This window comes from Acidovorax sp. 22279 (genome assembly GCF_052045435.1).
In the GTDB taxonomy this organism is placed as follows: Bacteria; Pseudomonadota; Gammaproteobacteria; order Burkholderiales; family Burkholderiaceae_C; genus Acidovorax; species Acidovorax delafieldii.
In genome coordinates this window covers 141,442-157,604 of sequence record NZ_JBQEOV010000013.1, presented here as the reverse complement: position 1 = coordinate 157,604, position 16,163 = coordinate 141,442, and the positions used below count along the sequence as shown (strand labels likewise).

14 protein-coding genes are annotated in these 16,163 nt (G+C 68.3%); 6 read left to right on the top strand and 8 right to left on the bottom strand.

The genetic code is table 11. The features are described 5' to 3' along the window. Positions 1 to 73: 73 nt before the first annotated feature. Positions 74 to 1,003: a LysR family transcriptional regulator gene (locus ACTJKQ_RS17755; RefSeq protein ID WP_243415726.1), complete on the bottom strand. Its 930-nt coding sequence runs from the start codon at positions 1,001 to 1,003 to the stop codon at positions 74 to 76. 83 nt (positions 1,004 to 1,086) lie between these two features. Here ACTJKQ_RS17755 and ACTJKQ_RS17750 point away from each other — a divergent pair, with 83 nt between their 5' ends. Then, positions 1,087 to 2,103: a tripartite tricarboxylate transporter substrate binding protein gene (locus tag ACTJKQ_RS17750; RefSeq protein ID WP_440597602.1), complete on the top strand. Its 1,017-nt coding sequence runs from the start codon at positions 1,087 to 1,089 to the stop codon at positions 2,101 to 2,103. A gap of 102 nt (positions 2,104 to 2,205) precedes the next feature. After that, positions 2,206 to 3,846, top strand: a complete 1,641-nt coding sequence (locus tag ACTJKQ_RS17745) for an FAD-dependent monooxygenase (RefSeq protein WP_440597601.1) — start codon at positions 2,206 to 2,208, stop codon at positions 3,844 to 3,846. A 97-nt stretch (positions 3,847 to 3,943) separates the two neighbouring features. Here ACTJKQ_RS17745 and ACTJKQ_RS17740 read toward each other — a convergent pair whose 3' ends face one another. Next, positions 3,944 to 5,059 (bottom strand): LLM class flavin-dependent oxidoreductase, encoded by a 1,116-nt coding sequence (locus ACTJKQ_RS17740; RefSeq protein ID WP_056744351.1) that lies wholly within the window; start codon positions 5,057 to 5,059, stop codon positions 3,944 to 3,946. A gap of 370 nt (positions 5,060 to 5,429) precedes the next feature. On the opposite strand from ACTJKQ_RS17740, the gene ACTJKQ_RS17735 reads away from it, so the two are divergent. Then, a complete protein-coding gene (locus ACTJKQ_RS17735; RefSeq protein WP_056067560.1) occupies positions 5,430 to 5,822 on the top strand; it encodes a VOC family protein in 393 nt (130 codons plus the stop codon). 164 nt (positions 5,823 to 5,986) lie between these two features. Here the strand turns inward: ACTJKQ_RS17735 and ACTJKQ_RS17730 are convergent, their stop codons facing one another. Genes ACTJKQ_RS17730 through ACTJKQ_RS17715 form a run of 4 tightly spaced genes read right to left on the bottom strand, consistent with a single transcriptional unit; the run spans position 5,987 to position 10,174 of the window. Further along, a complete protein-coding gene (locus ACTJKQ_RS17730; protein WP_440597600.1) occupies positions 5,987 to 7,195 on the bottom strand; it encodes a c-type cytochrome in 1,209 nt (402 codons plus the stop codon). A gap of 8 nt (positions 7,196 to 7,203) precedes the next feature. Continuing rightward, positions 7,204 to 8,007, bottom strand: coding sequence for an ABC transporter ATP-binding protein (locus tag ACTJKQ_RS17725; protein WP_440597599.1), 804 nt, complete (start codon positions 8,005 to 8,007; stop codon positions 7,204 to 7,206). After that, entirely contained in the window at positions 8,001 to 9,116 is a 1,116-nt protein-coding gene (locus tag ACTJKQ_RS17720) for an ABC transporter permease (RefSeq protein ID WP_440597598.1), read from the bottom strand. Before ACTJKQ_RS17720 ends, ACTJKQ_RS17725 begins: the two co-directional genes overlap by 7 nt. 32 nt (positions 9,117 to 9,148) lie before the next feature. Beyond that, on the bottom strand, positions 9,149 to 10,174 hold the full coding sequence (locus ACTJKQ_RS17715) for an ABC transporter substrate-binding protein (protein WP_192421283.1): 1,026 nt from the start codon (positions 10,172 to 10,174) through the stop codon (positions 9,149 to 9,151). Positions 10,175 to 10,378: 204 nt separating this feature from the next. On the opposite strand from ACTJKQ_RS17715, the gene ACTJKQ_RS17710 reads away from it, so the two are divergent. Together ACTJKQ_RS17710 and ACTJKQ_RS17705 are read left to right on the top strand one after the other, a co-directional pair. Next, positions 10,379 to 11,035, top strand: a complete 657-nt coding sequence (locus ACTJKQ_RS17710; protein WP_440597597.1) for a cysteine dioxygenase — start codon at positions 10,379 to 10,381, stop codon at positions 11,033 to 11,035. Between the two features lie 26 nt (positions 11,036 to 11,061). Then, a complete protein-coding gene (locus ACTJKQ_RS17705; RefSeq protein ID WP_440597596.1) occupies positions 11,062 to 12,675 on the top strand; it encodes a rhodanese-related sulfurtransferase in 1,614 nt (537 codons plus the stop codon). Between the two features lie 92 nt (positions 12,676 to 12,767). Here the strand turns inward: ACTJKQ_RS17705 and ACTJKQ_RS17700 are convergent, their stop codons facing one another. Both ACTJKQ_RS17700 and ACTJKQ_RS17695 read right to left on the bottom strand, forming a co-directional pair. Then, positions 12,768 to 13,697, bottom strand: coding sequence for an aldose 1-epimerase (locus ACTJKQ_RS17700; protein WP_440597595.1), 930 nt, complete (start codon positions 13,695 to 13,697; stop codon positions 12,768 to 12,770). A 76-nt stretch (positions 13,698 to 13,773) separates the two neighbouring features. Beyond that, positions 13,774 to 14,727 carry an SMP-30/gluconolactonase/LRE family protein gene (locus ACTJKQ_RS17695; protein WP_440597594.1) on the bottom strand — a complete coding sequence of 318 codons (954 nt, stop codon included), beginning with the start codon at positions 14,725 to 14,727 and terminating at the stop codon, positions 13,774 to 13,776. A 124-nt stretch (positions 14,728 to 14,851) separates the two neighbouring features. Here ACTJKQ_RS17695 and ACTJKQ_RS17690 point away from each other — a divergent pair, with 124 nt between their 5' ends. Next, positions 14,852 to 15,673 carry an SDR family NAD(P)-dependent oxidoreductase gene (locus ACTJKQ_RS17690; RefSeq protein WP_440597593.1) on the top strand — a complete coding sequence of 274 codons (822 nt, stop codon included), beginning with the start codon at positions 14,852 to 14,854 and terminating at the stop codon, positions 15,671 to 15,673. Positions 15,674 to 16,163 lie beyond the last annotated feature (490 nt).

The window sequence follows — 16,163 nt, the reverse complement described above, 5'->3', positions numbered from 1 at the left end:
CCGTTTGAATGGAAAATTGAATAGATAAAAGAATAGATAAAGCAGGCTGAATGGACTCTCCGGGCTCGCCCGACTACGCAGGCAACCGCACCGCAGCCTCCCGCAACGCCTCGGCAAACGCCATCGCCGCCGGTTGCTGCTGCGTGCCCCGGCGGTAGGCCAGGTACAGGTCCAGGTGCACCACGGGCTCGCGCAGCATGGCCACGCCCAGGCCCTGGCGCAGGCATTCTTCCAGCGCGAACGAGGGCACGATGGCGCTGCCACGGCCTGCGCGCACCATGCCGATGAGGGTGCCGATCAGGTTCATGCGGGGGCGCTCCTGGTGGGCCAGGCCCAGGCGGGAGAGCTGCTTTTCAATCACCACCTGGATGGGGTTGCCCGACGGCAGGCTGACCAAGGGCACGTCTTTGAGGCGGCTCCAGGGCTGGCTGTCGGACAGCTGGCCGCTGGTGTGCGCCGCATCGGGCGGGCTGATGCGCATGAGGCGGAACTTGCACAAGGGCTGGCGCGACAACCCCACGGCGGGTTTGACGAAGAAGCCAAACCCGATATCGGCCTCGCCGTCGAGCACGCGCTGGCGCACGGTGCCCACCTCGACATCACTGAGCTGCACCTGCACACCGGGGTGGCTTTGCGCAAAACCGCGAATCACCTCGGGCAGCAGGCTGGCCGAGATCATGGGCGTGGCCGCCACCAGCAGGCGCGAGCGCACGGCGGCCTCGTTGCCATCCAGCACGGCGCCCAGGGCGCGCAGCTCGCCCACCACGCGCTCGGCCACGGGCTGCAGGCGGCGCCCGGCCTCGGTCAGCGTGATCGACCGGGTGGTGCGGTCAAACAAGCGGGCGCCCACCTGGTCCTCCAGCTCCTTGACCAGCATGCTCATGCCCGAGGGCGACAGGTGCACCTGCTCGGCCGCCTTGGCAAAGCTTTGCAGGCGCGTCACCTCCAGAAAAGCGTGGAGCTGGCGGGTGCTGACATTCATCAGTTTTGATGAAGAATTCATCAGAATTTTCCGTTTGATCAATGTCAAGAGTGTCGTTGTAATCGACCCGCAACGCCCTTTCAACGACTAAAGAGACAAGCCCCATGTTCGATCAGCCTTCATTGCGTGCCAACGCGCACCCGCCCTCCCCCCAACGCCGCAGCCTGGTGCTGGGCGCGCTGGCCGCCACGGCTGCAGCCGCCACGCCCAGGGCCTGGGCGCAGACGGGTGCTGATGCACCGGTGCGGCTGGTGGTGCCGTTCACGCCCGGCACGGGCATTGACCTGATTGCGCGGCAGATTGCGCAGCCGCTATCTGACCGGCTCAAGCGCCCGTTTTTTGTGGAGAACAAGGCGGGTGCGTCCGGCATCATCGGCACCCAAGAGGTGGTGCGCGCTGCGCCCGACGGCACCACGCTGCTGGTCAGCGTGAACACGCTGGTGATGAACATGGCGCTGTACCCCAAGCAGGGCTTTAACCCGCTGACGGACCTGGTGCCGGTGAGCCAGACGAGCTGGGGGCAACTGCTGCTGGTGGCGTCTGCCGGGTCGAAGATCGAATCGCTCAAGGACCTGATGGACCGCGCCCGGGCCAAGCCCGGCTCGCTCAACTACGGCTCGCCCGGTGCGGGCACGCCGCATCACTTGGCGATGGAGCTGCTGAAAAACCGGGCCAAGATTTCGCTCACCCACATCAGCTACCGGGGCACCGCCCCGGCCGTAACGGACCTGCTGGGTGGGCAGATCGACGCGATGTTCTTGCCCATCCACGTGGCCTTGCAGCATGTGAAGGCGGGCAAGCTGAAGGCGCTGGCCATCAGCTCTGACACGCCGCACCCGCTGCTACCCGAGGTGCCGTCACTCGGCACGCTGAAGCTGGGCGACCTGAACGTGGACATGTGGTACGGCGTGTTTGCCCCCGCAGGCACACCCCGCGCCATGGTGGACCGGCTCAACACCGAGCTGCGCGACGTGCTGGCCTCGCCCGCCGTGGCCAAGTCGTTCGAGACCCAGGGCATGACGCCCGCCCACAGCTCGCCAGACGCCTTCCAGAAGCTGGTGACGGCGGACGCCAAGCGCTGGGCCGATCTCATCAAGGCCCAGGGCATCACCGCCGAGTAACTACGACTCGCCCCGCACCACACAGCAGCGCGCAGCGCAGCACAGCACTGCGCAACCCCGCATCGCGACCCGTACCGAACCGAATCGAACAAAACCAACAACATGAACCAGCAAGCAACCGTGGCGCCGCAGCAAGACGCCGAAGTGATCATCGTGGGCGGCGGCCCCGTCGGCATGGGCCTGGCCATTGAGCTGGGCCAGCGCGGCGTGAGCGTGATCGTGGTGGAGCGCTATGTGCAGCCCCAGCCCATCCCCAAGGGGCAGAACCTCACGCAGCGCACCATGGAGCACTTTCACTTCTGGGGTGCCGAAAAGCAGCTGCGCGCGGCGCGCACCATCCCGGTGGAATACGGCATTGGCGGCCTGACCGCACACGGTACGCTGCTGGGGCCCTACAGCTACGACTGGCTGCAGCGCGACCTCGTCAAGCCCTACTACTTCACGGCCAACGAGCGGCTGCCGCAGTACGCCACCGAGGCGGTGCTGCGCCAGCGCGTGGCGCAACTGCCGTCGGTGCAGACCCTCTACGGCTGGGAGACCAGCACCGTGGCGCAAGATGATGCGGGCGTGTCCGTCACCATCCAGCAACGCGGCGATGGCAAGGCCCAGCGCGTGCTGCGCGGCGCCTATGTGGTGGGGTCGGACGGGGCGCGGTCGGTGGTGCGCGAGCAGGCGGGCATCACCCACACCCGCACCGACCACGACCGCATGATGGTGCTGCTGGTGTTCAAGTCGCAAGGCCTGCACCAGCTGCTGGAGCGCTACCCCGGCAAGTCTTACTACAACGTGCTGCAGCCCGAGCTGAAGGGCTACTGGAAGTTTCTGGGCCGGGTGGACCTGGGCAGCACCTGGTTCTTTCACGCCCCGGTGCCGCCAGGCACCACCAAGGACAACTTTGACTTTGCCGCCTACCTGCACGAGGCGGTAGGCGCGGAGTTTGAAGTGGAGTTTGAGCACATCGGCTTTTGGGACCTGCGCTTCATGCTGGCCGACAGCTATCGCAAGGGCCGGGTGTTCATCGCGGGTGATGCCGCCCACAGCCACCCGCCCTACGGCGGCTATGGCGTGAACTCGGGCCTGGAAGACGCGCGCAACCTGGGCTGGAAGCTGGCCGCCACGCTGCAAGGCTGGGGCGGCGAGCGCCTTCTGGACTCGTACGACGCCGAGCGGCGCCCGGTGTTTGCGTCCACCATCAACGACTTCATTGCGCGGTCCATCGAGACCGACAAGGAGTTCCTGGACACCTACGACCCGGCGCGCGACCGGGCCGCGTTTGAGGCCGCGTGGCAAGCGCGCGCCCAGGGCGCAGTGGGCGAGGTGCATGCGTTTGAGCCGCACTACGAGGGCTCGGGCATCGTGTGGGGCAGCGAGGGCCGCACCACCAGCGCCAAGGGCTCGCACCAGTTCACGGCGCGGCCGGGCCACCACCTGGCGCCCGCCACGCTGCCCAGCGGGCGCAACGTGTTTGAAGAGCTGGGCGCAGGATTTTCGCTGCTGGTGGTGGGTGGCGACGGCGCGCATGCGACCTCAGTGCAGGCCTTTCGCGAGGCCGCGGCGGGCCTGGGCCTTCCGCTGCGGCTGGTGGACTGTGGCGACGGGGGCGAAGGCACCGAGCCCGCACGCTATGGCGCACCGCTGGTGCTGGTGCGGCCCGACCAGTTTGTGGCCTGGATGGCGCCTGCTGGCGGCCCCGTGGTGACCGCCGAGCAAGCCCGCGACGTTCTGGCGCGCGTGGCGGGGTAACCGCACGGGCGAGGCCGCTGCGTTAGCGGCAACGCCCAGCCCGGAAGTGATCCAGGCCAGGGCGCGATCCAGGCCGGGGCGCCAGGCAGCCAATCGCTCAGGCGGCCTTGCGCAGCGCGGCGGGCGCAACCGGTGTCTGCTGCCCGTCGCGCTCTGCCACCTTGGCGCGCACCAGGGGCAGCAGCTCGCGGCCGTACTCGATGGCGTCCACCAGCGGGTCAAAGCCACGGATCAGGAAGGTGGTGATGCCCAGGTCGTAGTACTTGAGCAGTGCGTCGGCCACCTGCTCGGGCGTACCCACCAGCGATGTGGAGTTGGACCGGCCGCCCAGCTCGCGCGCAATGGCCGTCCACAGGCGTTCGTCCACGCGGTCGCCCTTGGCGGCGTCGGCCAGCAGGCGCTGCGCGCCTTCGCTCTGCTGCGGGCCCACGCCGCGCGAGTAGCCTTGGCTCACACGCAAACGGCGCGTGTCTTCCAGAATGCGTTCGGCCTTGGCCCAGGCTTCGTCCTCGGTCTTGCCCAGGATGGGGCGGAACGAGATGCTGAAGTCCACATGCCGGCCCTGCAAGGTGGCCTCGGCGCGCACACGGCGCACCAGGTCGCCCGCCTGGGCCAGCGACTCGCCCCACAGCGCGTACACGTCGGCATGTTTGCCGGCCACCTGCAGCGCGGGTGCAGAGGCGCCACCAAAGTAGATGGGCACGCGCTGGCCTTGCAGGGGCTTGACTTCCGACACCACGCCCTTGGCGCGGTAGTAGGTGCCTTCGTGGTCAAAGGGTTTGTCTTCGGCCCACACGCGGCGCAGAACGGTGAGGTATTCGTCGGTGCGCGCATAGCGCTCGTCGTGGTTCAGGAAGTCGCCATCGCGCTGCTGGTCTTCGTCCGAGCCGCCGCTGATGTAGTGCACGGCCAGGCGGCCGTTGGTGTAGTGGTCCAGCGTGGCCAGCTGGCGCGCGGCCAGCGTGGGCGCAACAAAGCCGGGGCGGTGCGCCAGCAGGAACTTGATCTTGTCGGTGACCGATGCCGCGTACGTGACGGTCAGCAGCGTGTCGGGGCTGGACGAGCTGGCAGGCACCAGGATGCGGTCAAACCCCGCGTGCTCGTGCGCCTGGGCAAACACGCGCACATAGGCGGGGTCCACCGCCGGGCCCTTGCGGGCGATGGTTTCAGAGACTTCGTGCGGCTGGATCATGCCGATGAACTGGACGGGCATAGCGGGCTCCTGTGGCGATGGGGTGAAACAAGGTGGGGTGAATGGTTGGCAACGTCACGCGTGCGGGACTGCAGCCATGATCTGCCTGCCCCTGGCGCGCGCCAACGAAGAAAAACGCGTTTGCAAAGTTGTGCGGCGCATAGGCCCCGCTGTGCACGGCGATGGGGTGCACCGCCGCCGTGCGCGCCGCTATGCTGTGGCGGGTTGTCATCCAGACTCCGCCGCCTGGCCGCCAGCGTCGGCATGGTCGGCCAGTGCGTTGCCGACCTGCACGTCTGGCCCTGGCCTCTGGCCTCTGACCGCTGGCTCCTCGCTCCTCACTCCTCACAATGGCCAGCCCACTTCGCATCCAGAAAGGACCCAACCCACCATGCTCTCGCACGTTTTTGTTGGCATCACAGATTTCGAGCGCGCCCTGGCGTTCTACCGGCCGGTGCTGGCCTCGCTGGGCATTCAGGAGCGCTTTTGCGAAGCCGAGCGGCCCTGGGCGGGCTGGGAGTCCACCCCCGGCCCCCGGCCGCTTTTTGTGATTGCCCGCCCGTTCAACGGCGAGGTGCCCCACCCTGGCAACGGGCTGATGGTGGCCTTCATGGCCGCCACGCGCAGCCAGGTGGACGCGGCCCATGCGCTGGCGCTGAGCCTGGGCGGCCAGTGCGAGGGCCGCCCCGGGCTGCGGCCCGAGTACCACGCCAACTACTACGGCGCGTATTTTCGGGACCCGGACGGCAACAAGCTGTGTGTGGCGTCGCACGGACAGGCGTAGCGCAGGGTGGCACCGGGCGGGAGCCCCCTGCGCTGCATATCTAAGGAAAAATGGCCTCAAGCGCTAGTCGATAAAGCGCTGGCCGCTATCCTTTTGAGAGCAATCTGAACGCGACCCAGGCGTTCGCTCGCAGCCCGGTGGCAACACGCTGGTGGCGGGCGCTGTCAGTGCGGGAAACCGCCCCGCACCAGCCGCACGGGCTCTGCGTCCATGCGGCGAATCAGCGCCTGCAGGCCATCGCCCGCAGCGTTGGCAGCTACATCGGCAGAAGGCAGCTGCTGGGCCGCTGGCGCAGTGCGGCAGACCAGATCGTCCTCCGACCATGCGGCCTTGCCCGGCTGGCCCCGTGCGCGCAGCCAGCCCGCGCGGTCTGCGATGAGCTGGTGGCCGGGCAGGTCGCTGGCGGGAATGCCCAGCACCAGGGCCAATGCCAACGGCGCTGCGGTATCGGTGGTCAGGCATTCCGCATCGGCGGCAGCAGCATCGGGAGTGTGCGGCGCGCCGGGCCCGGGGTGCGCCACCACCAGCGAGACAAGGCGTGGGTCATCGGCGGGCAAGGGGCTGCCGCTGCCTGGCAGCACCACGCGCAGCCGCTGCCCCACCAGGCTGCGCGCCGTGTGCTGGCGCCCCTGGCGGCACAGCACGGCCACGTCGGGCAGGCGCACGGGGCGGTCCCAGGTGCCCGATTCGCGCAGCATCTGGCCCGCGGCATGGGCTTGCAGGTAGTCCAGCACCTCCCACACCTGGGCGTCGGTGAGCTGCGTGGTGCCAAAGCCGGGCATGGTCTGCGCGCCGTTGCGGCCCTGCATGCCGTGGCGCACACGCCAGAAGAGTTCGCCATCCAGCCGCTTCCACAGCAGCGCGCCGTTCAGGTTGGGCGGCCACATGGCCAGCCGGGCTGCATCGGGCCCTTCGCCGTTGGCACTGGCGCCGTGGCAGCGCACGCAATGCTGCTGGTACACCGCCTGGCCGCGCACGATGCCCTGCGCAGTGAAGCCCGTGGGTGACTGGTGCAGGCTGGTGGCCACGGCGGGCGTCAGCAGCAGGTGGCGATGGGGCCAGGGCGCAAACACCACCAGTGCAGCGGCCAGCCACCACAGCGGCTTGCGGCCGCGCCGCCACGCCACAGATACCGCCAGCGCCAGCAGCGCCACACCCACACACAGCAGCGACAGCAGCACGCGCCGCGCGTGGCCGGCATCCACCACCAGCATCTCGGCGGCCACACGGTGCGCAAACGGCCAGGCGGGCTGGCCGTGCACATCGGGCGTCAGGCCCACCACATGCAGCAGCGCGCGCAGGCCCTGCTGGGTGGCCTGCAGGCCTTCGAGCAGAGCGGCCAGCCACTCGGGCGGCACCGACAACCAGGCCAAGGCGGCGGCTACCAGCTGGCGTCCAGCCCCAGCAACGCCAGCGCCTCGTGGCGCAGGGCCGCCAAGCGTGGGTCGCCCCGGTGGCGCGGGTACGGCAGGTCGTTGACCAGCACCTGCTTGACGCGCGCAGGCCGGTCAGAGAACACCACCACACGCTGCGCCATGAACAGCGCTTCTTCCACATCGTGCGTGACGAGCAAGGCCGAGAAACCCGCACGCTGCCACAGCTGCACCAGCTCGGTCTGCATGGACAGGCGCGTGAGCGAGTCGAGCTTGCCCAGCGGCTCGTCCAGCACCAGCAAGGTGGGGTCGTTGACCAGCGCACGCGCCAGCGCCACGCGCTGCGCCATGCCGCCCGACAGCTGGTGCGGGAAGGCCTTGGCAAAGTCCTGCAGCCCGACCAGGGCCAGCGCTTCGTCCACGCGGTGGCGCTGGGATTTGAGGATGCCGCGCGCCTGCAGGCCCAGGGCCACGTTGTCCCACACCGTGCGCCAGGGGAACAGCGTGGGGTCCTGAAACACCACGATGCGCGACGGGTCGGGCTGGGTGATGGGGGCGCCATCCTGAAGCAGCTCGCCGGTGGTGGCGGGCTCCAGCCCCGCCACCAGGCGCAGCAGCGTGCTCTTGCCGCAGCCGCTGGGGCCCAGCAGGGCCACGAACTCGCCGGGTGCTATGGACAAGTCCAGCTCGTCGATCACGTGCAGCGGGCCTGCGGGCAGGTCAAACCAGTGGCTGACATTGCGCACGTCAATGCGTGCGCCGGTCACACTGGCCGCCGTGGAGATTTCCGGAACCGTCGCGGAACTCACCATTTCACCACCCCCTTCTGCCACGACAGCACCCTGTCGCGCAGCACAAACAGCAGCGTGATCACGCCCGAGAACAACAGCGCCATCACGATGAGCGCCGCATACATGTTGGGATACGCCGCCCAGCCCTGCGCCCAGGTGAGGTACCAGCCCAGGCCCGCTTTCACGCCCAGCATCTCGGCCACCACCAGGGTGGAGAACGCCGCGCCCAGGCCCATGAACAGGCCCACAAACACCTGCGGCAGCGCCGCCGGGATGGCCACGCGCAGCACCAGAAACCAGGGCGACGCGCCCATGGTGCGGGCCACGTCATAAAAGTTCTTGTGCACCCCGGCCACGCCCGACCAGGTGAGGATGGCCACCGGGAAGGCCGTGCCCAGCGCAATCAAAAAGATCGCCGTGGACCAGCTGGACGGAAAGAAATAGAAGCTGACCGGCAGCAGCGCGGTGGTGGGCACCGGGCCCAGGATGCGCAGCACCGGGTGGATCCAGTAACTGGCCTGGCGCGACCAGCCGATCAGCACGCCCGTGACAAAACCTGCCGCTGCTCCAATCGCAATGCCCAGCGCCAACAGGCGGATGGAGGCGCCCGCGCTCTCCAGGAGGCGCGGCCAGTCGGTGGCGTACACCTCCACCAGGCTTTGGGGCGGTGCAAAGAAGGGCGGCGGCAGCGTGCCCAGCTTGGCGGTGAACACCTCCCACACCCCCAGGCCGACGGCAATGGCCACCAGCCACGGTCCGGCCGCACGCACGCGGCGCACCACGGCAGCCAGCGGACGGGCCAGCACGGTCAGCGCCAGCAGCAGTGCCGACACCCCACCCGCACCCCAGGCGAACTCTTCGGTAAACGCCCATTCGCTGAAACCCGCTGGCTTGTTGGGCCACAGGCCCGTGAGCAAGGCCAGCCCCGCCCAAGCCACGGCGGCGGCCAGCCCCGCCCACCAGACCCCCTGGGCCGCTTTGGCCGCCTTGAAGTCAGGCGCGGTGGCAGGCTGCGCACCCGCAGCACGGGGCGCACCGGATGATGGGCTGGGCGCACGCAGCGGGGGCTGCGAGGGCTTGGGGCTGATGCCCGGCGGGGCGCCCAGGATGTTGTCGGCAACAGTGCTCATGGAGAGGGTCCTTGCACGGAATGGGAGGAGGCTCAGGCCAGCACGTCAGCGTGGACGTGGGCCGCGAAGCGCGCAGGGTCGGTGCCGGGCTTGAGCACGCCCACCAGCTTGAAGTCGCGGGCATAGAACTCGATCTCCTGCCGCAGCGCCGTGCCCACCGGGTGGCTGCGGTGCGTGAGCGTGCCCAGCACGGCGCGCAGGTCCTCCTGCGGCACCTTGGAATACGGGCTGAAGATGCGCGCCGTTTCGTTGGGGTTGTCGGCCACGAAGTCCGAGGCCTCGATGATGGCGCGGGTCAGCGCGGCTGCCGTGCCCTTGTCGTTGCGCACCATGGCGCCGCTCACGCCCAGCACGCAGCAGGTCTTGGCTGCGTATTCGCCCGACAGGTTGGACGCCAGGTCCACCAGGCCCTTGGTGCGGCGCTGGATCAGCAGCAGGTTGGGGTCGCCATCGGCAATGGCCTGGGCCTCGCCTTTTTCCACCGCCAGGCCCAGCATGTCGCCGGGGAACTGGCGCCAGGTCACGTCCTTTTCAGGGTTCAGCCCGGCCTTGGTCAGCAGCACCGAAAAGAAGTTCTTGCCGGGGCTGTTGAGGTCCGACACCGCAATGGTCTTGCCCTTGAGCTTTTGCAGGCTGGTCACGCCCGCCGCCTCGTAGCCCACCAGGCGCGAGCAGCCGCCGTGCGAGCTGCCCACCAGCTTCACGTCAAAGCCCGACTCCAGCGGCTTGATCCAGCGGTGCACCATGCCCAGGCCCGCGTCGGCCTTGGAGGTGGCGATGGTTTCCAGCAACTGGTCGGTGGAGCCCGCAAAGTTGATCAGCTCGACCTTGAGGCCATGTTTTTCAAAAATTCCGCGCTCGATGGCGACCGGCGCGGCCGACAGGCAGATGGCGTTGGCGTTCCACGCCAGCTTTACTTCGCGCAGCTTGCCGGCGGCCAGCACGTGGCTGCCCACCACACTCGACGCCCCCACCACGCTGGCCGCGCCCGCTGTCTGCAACAGCTGCCGGCGCGTCCAGCGCCCTCCCACCCCACCTTGGTTTTGAAGCTTGCTCATGTTGTGCCCTTTTGGTTGTCAAATCCTGATCGGCGCTGCGATTGCCCGTGAATTCCTGTGGATGCCTGCGAGCCGGTCCGCACCGCCGTTACGATGGATTGGCATTGAACTGAAAGACGCCTCGCAACAGAACGAAGAAAAACAGGGATGCATATGCAAAACACGCAACACACGGGCAGCCCGGGCGCTGGTGCAATACCGGGCATGAGTGCATTGCCCAACCCATCGACCCCACCCACGTCCCCCTCCGCCCCCCACACCGCCCGCCTGCGCCACTTTGTGCAGCAGCTGGCCGCGCTGGTGGAGCAGCGCCTGCCCGAGCCCGACACCCTGGCCCAGGGCGCCACGCTGCTGCGCACGCTGGTGGCCCACGACGACTGGCTGCCCGACACCTATGCCCAGCCCCACCCCGAGCGCTACCAGCAGTACCTGCTGCATGCCGATGCGCTGGGGCGCTTTTCGGTCGTGAGTTTTGTGTGGGGCCCGGGCCAGGCCACGCCCATTCATGACCACACCGTGTGGGGCCTGATCGGCATGCTGCGCGGCGCTGAGGATTCGCAGGCCTATGCCCGCACGCCCGACGGCCGCTGGGCACCGCAGGGCGCGCCCGTGCGGCTGCAGCCGGGCCAGGTGGAGGCCGTCTCGCCCAACGCCCCTGCCATAGGCGATGTGCACCGCGTAAGCAACGCGTGGGAGGGCCACACCTCCATCAGCATCCACGTGTACGGCGCCAACATTGGCGCGGTGCAGCGCAGCGTGTACCTGGAGGACGGCACGCGCAAGCCGTTCATCTCGGGCTACAGCAACAGTACCCTGCCCAACCTCTGGGACCTGTCCAAAAACCCTGCACCGGCTGCCTGAAGCCGATCCGACCCAACACCAAGACCATGACCGCTCCCGCCCTGCCCCAGACTTCGTTCCACCAGGTTCGCGAGGCTCTGCTCGCCCGCCAGGAAATCGCCTTGCTCGACGTGCGCGAGGAAGACCCGTTTGCCCAGAGCCACCCGCTGTTCGCCGCCAACCTGCCCGCCGGCAAGATCGAGCTGGATGCGTGGACGCGCATTCCGCGCCGCGACACCTTCATCGTGGTGTACGACAACGGCGAAGGCCTGGCCGAGCCCGCCGCGCGCAAGCTGCAGCAGCTGGGCTACACGCAGGTGACGCTGCTGGCCGGTGGCCTGCAGGGCTGGCGCGATGCGGGCGGCGAGCTGTTCATCGACGTGAACGTGCCCAGCAAATCGTTTGGCGAGCTGGTGGAGGCAGAGCGCCACACGCCCTCGCTGGCGGCCGAAGAGGTGCAGGCGCTCATCAACGCCCAGGCCGATGTCGTGGTGCTGGATGCGCGCCGGTATGACGAGTACCACACCATGAACATCCCCACCGGCGTGAGCGTGCCCGGCGCGGAGCTGGTGCTGCGCGCGCAGGCACTGGCGCCCAACCCGGCCACGCAGATCATCGTGAACTGCGCGGGCCGCACGCGCAGCATCATCGGCACGCAGTCGCTGGTGAACGCGGGCATCCCCAACCCGGTGGCGGCCTTGCGCAACGGCACCATCGGCTGGCTGCTGGCCGGCCAGATGCTGGAGCGCGGCGCCACCCGCCGCTTTGACCCCGCCGTGCATGCCGACCGCGAGCGCGCGCCCCAGCAGGCGCGCAGCGTGGCCGACCGCGCGGGCGTGCAGCGCGCCACCCGCGCCGACCTGGCGCGCTTTGGGGCCGAGGCGCAGCGCACCACCTACCTGCTGGATGTGCGCACGCCCGAAGAATTTGCCGCAGGCCACCTGCCCGGCTTTCGCAACACGCCCGGCGGCCAGCTGGTGCAGGAGACCGACCACACCGCCGCCGTGCGTGGCGCGCGCATCGTGCTGGTGGATGACGACGGGGTGCGCGCGAACATGAGCGCATCGTGGCTGGCGCAGATGGGCTGGGACGTGTGGGTGCTGGACGGGGCGCCCGCCGCCGACTTCAGCGAGACCGGCGCCGTGGCCAACACCGTGCCCGAGCCCGAAGGCCCCATTGCCTGGGTCACGCCCGCGCAACTGGCGGCCTGGCTGAACGAAGAAAGCAAAGAGCGCCCCGGCCACACCGCCGTGCTGGACCTGACCACCAGCGCCAACTATGTGCAGCGCCACATCCCGGGCGCGTGGTTCGTGATCCGCTCGCAACTGGCGCAGGCCGTGGCCAGCATTCCCAAAGCGCAGCGTTATGTGTTGACCTGTGGCAGCAGCCTGCTGGCACGCTATGCCGCGCAGGACCTGGCCCGCCTGACGGGTGGCGCCGAGGTGGTGGTGCTGGAGGGTGGCACGCTGGCCTGGATCGCCCAAGGCCTGCCGCTGGAGCATGGCGAGACGCGCCTGGCCTCGCCACGCATCGACCGCTACCGCCGCCCGTACGAAGGCACCGACAGCCCGCGCGAGGCGATGCAGGCCTACCTGGACTGGGAGTTCGGGCTGGTGGAACAACTGGGGCGCGACGGCACCCACGGGTTCCGGGTGATCTGATCCACTATCGATTTAATAGCTGCCAGCGCATGATTCACTAGCGCTACCGGCTGATTTCTCTAAAAACCCACTCCGGGGCGCCCCCAGGGCGCTCACAACGCCCCGTACCGCCACGACACGTTCATCGCCAGCACCTCGCCCTGCGCCAAGCTGCGCAGGCCGGGCTGGCCCGGTTGGTGGAAAGCATCGATGGGCTGGGTGATGGGCTCAAAGCAGAACGCCGGGCCCTGTGGCGGGCGGTACACCAGGCAGTAGTGGTGGGCCGCGCCGCCGTCCTTGTCAAAGTCCGGCATGTGCGCGGTGAGGCGCAGCCCGCGCTCGGGCCAGTCGATCTGCGCGGTGCCACCCCAGCCGGTGTAGGCGTTGTCGATCAGGCCGCCATTGGCGGGCGCGCCGGTGTTCAAGTCCCAGCCGGGCGGAAACTGTTGCGTGTGCTCTGTGGGCAAGGGATCGTCGCCACACAGCCACACGCCCTGCACCGGCGCCGTGATGCGCGTGCCGGGCGTGCGCGGAAACCAGGGGTGCAAGCCCAGGCCGTAGGGCAGCGGCTGCGCGCCCAGGTGCCGCACCTGCACCGACTGGTCCAGGCCGCCCTCCACCAGGCGGAAGGTCTGTACACATTCGTACTCGTAGGGGTTGCCGTCAAAGCGCTCGGAGCGCAGCTGCATCTGCAGCGTGTCGGGCGCGGGCTGGGTGATCTGCCAGGGCTGCAGCCACCCGTCGCCGTGGATGGGGTACGTCTCGCCCACACGGTTGGGACGCATGGGGTGGAACTGCCCTGCATGCTCAAACCCGCCGCCACTGATGCGGTTGGACCAGGGCACCATGGCGAAGGACGCGAGCTGGTACAGGTCGGGCGTGGCGCCATCCCACGGCCGCCACAGGTCGATGCGTGCATCAGCCTCTTGCGGGTCGTCGATCTGCCAGGCCGCCACGCTGCCACCCAGTGTGGGCACCAGGCCCAGGTGCTGCCCCGCGTGGTGCAGCCAGACGATGGGGTGGGATGAAGAGGCCTCGGTCATGGGCGGTGTGCTTTCTGCGGGATGGAGAAAAAAGGAGGCGGAGCCATGGGTCTCGCTGCTGCGCGCGGGGCCGGCATCAGCCGCCGAAAAGATGCGCGGGCAGGCCGGGCGTGCTGATGTCCACGGCAAACAGTGCCCCGGCCAGCGGCTCGGCCGCGAGCTGCTCGGGCGTGAGGCCGGTGCGGGCCGAGGTGATGTACAGCGTGCACAGGTCCGCACCGCCAAAGGCGCAGTTGGTGACCTGGCTCACGGGCAGCGGGATGCGGGCCAGCTCGCCCGCCGTGTCGGCGTCGTGGCAGGTGACGCAGCCGCCGCCCCAGTGCGCCACCCACAGGCGGCCCTGCGCATCGGTGGTCATGCCGTCGGGCACGCCGTCGGCTGCGGGCCAGCGCTTCCACAAGGTCTTGTCGCTCACGGTGCCTGTGGCTGGGTCGCAGCGGTAGCGGTAGGTGGTGCCCTGCACCGTGTCGTTGAAAAACATGGCCGTGCCTTGCGCGGTAGGGGCCCAGGTGGGGCCATTGGTCACGGCAAAACCATCGTCGTGCCGCACGCAGTCGCCGCTGGCGGTGTAGGTGTAGAGCGCGCCCGTGGGCGCCTCGCACGCAAAGTCCATGCTGCCGCCCCAAAAGCGGCCCTGGGCGTCGCACTTGCCGTCGTTGAATCGGTTGCCTGTGCGCTCTGGCTCGGGTTGGTGCAGGTAGCGCGGGGCGATGTCAGCAGCGGGGTCGAACAGTGCAAAACCCCGGCGCAGGGTGACGATGAAGCCGGGGGCGTGCGCGCGTTCGGCAATGGCAGAAATCTCTTCGTCAAACGTCCAGCGCTGGTGGGCGCTGGTGGCCGGGTCCCAGCGGTGCAGCTCGCGCTGCAGGATGTCCACCCAGTACACGGCCTGCTCGCGCACGGACCACATCACCCCCTCACCCAGTGCGTTGCCCAGTGCGACCACGCAGCGCACGGCGCCGGTTGTTGTGGGAGCAGAGGCGGACGCGCCGCTGGACGGTGGGATGGGGGTATCCAGCGAAGGGCGCACGTTGGTTGTCTCCGGTCGTTTTTTTGCATCGGCCTGCCGCCAGGCACTTGACGAGCGGCATCTTATCAACGCCAATTGATGCTTGAAATGATTTTTTTTGCCATTGATTGATTGCAATATTGATATGACACAGCTTTTTGCCCCCTCATCTTCCTCGACCGACGCCACCGGCGCCCCCCAGGGCCTGGCGAAATTCCCCAGCCTGCAAGGCCGCGCCGTGTTTGTGACGGGCGGCGGCAGCGGCATTGGCGCTGCCATCGTGGCGGCGTTTGCCGAGCAAGGTGCCCGCGTGGCGTTTGTGGACGTGGCGCGCAATGCCAGCGAAGCCCTGGCCCAGCACATTGCCGACGCAGGCCTGCCCCGCCCCTGGTGGCGTGTGTGTGATGTGCGCGATGTGAACGCCCTGCAGGCCTGCGTGGCCGAAGCGGCGGCCGAGCTGGGCAGCGACTTTGCGGTGCTGGTGAACAACGTGGCCAGCGATGACCGGCACACGCTCGAATCCGTAACGCCCGAGTACTACGACGAGCGCATGGCCATCAACGAGCGCCCCGCCTTCTTCGCCATCCAGGCCGTGGTGCCCGGCATGCGCAGGCTGGGCGCGGGCTCGGTGATCAACCTGGGCTCCACGGGCTGGCAGGGCAAGGGCACGGGCTACCCCTGCTATGCCATTGCCAAGTCGTCGGTGAACGGCCTCACGCGCGGGCTGGCCAAGACGCTGGGGCAGGACCGGATCCGCATCAACACGGTGTCGCCGGGGTGGGTGATGACGGAGCGGCAGATCAAGCTGTGGCTGGATGCCGAGGGCGAGAAGGAGCTGGCGCGCAACCAGTGTTTGCCGGACAAGCTGCGGCCGCATGACATTGCGCGGATGGTGTTGTTTTTGGCGTCGGATGATGCGGCGATGTGTACGGCGCAGGAGTTCAAGGTGGATGCGGGGTGGGTTTGATTTTTTGAAGTCTTTTTTGGCTCTGGCGCTTATCCGTTAAGCGCTGGTAGCTATTGTTTTTGTAGTTTCTGGTTATCTACGAGCGTTCGAGCTGATCCTGTATGAGCCGGCGCGCGCTGGTTTGAGAGGCATGCTTGGATTCAGGGCGGAGGCCGGGAGTCGCCCGGCGTGCGAGTAACTTTCTTTCGCGTCGCCGAAAGAAAGTCACCAAAGAAAGGGCGACCCTACTGTCTGCGACCCCTTCGCTTCGCTACGGGGCAACCTGGGGTGCTCGGTCACGGGGTGCACCGCAGAACTCGCTGCGCGCCTGCGGCGCTTCGCTCGAACAACTGCGGTGAGTCAGTTCACGAAGCATGTGTGTCCTTCGGCACACATGCCACCCCGCGCCCTGCGCGCCCCAGGCGCATCCAGAAGGGAACCCCGGGAGCGGACATCCACACGGGCCATTGCTTCGCTGCGCTGCGCTCGGCCCCGTCTCGCGGGCGCAAGC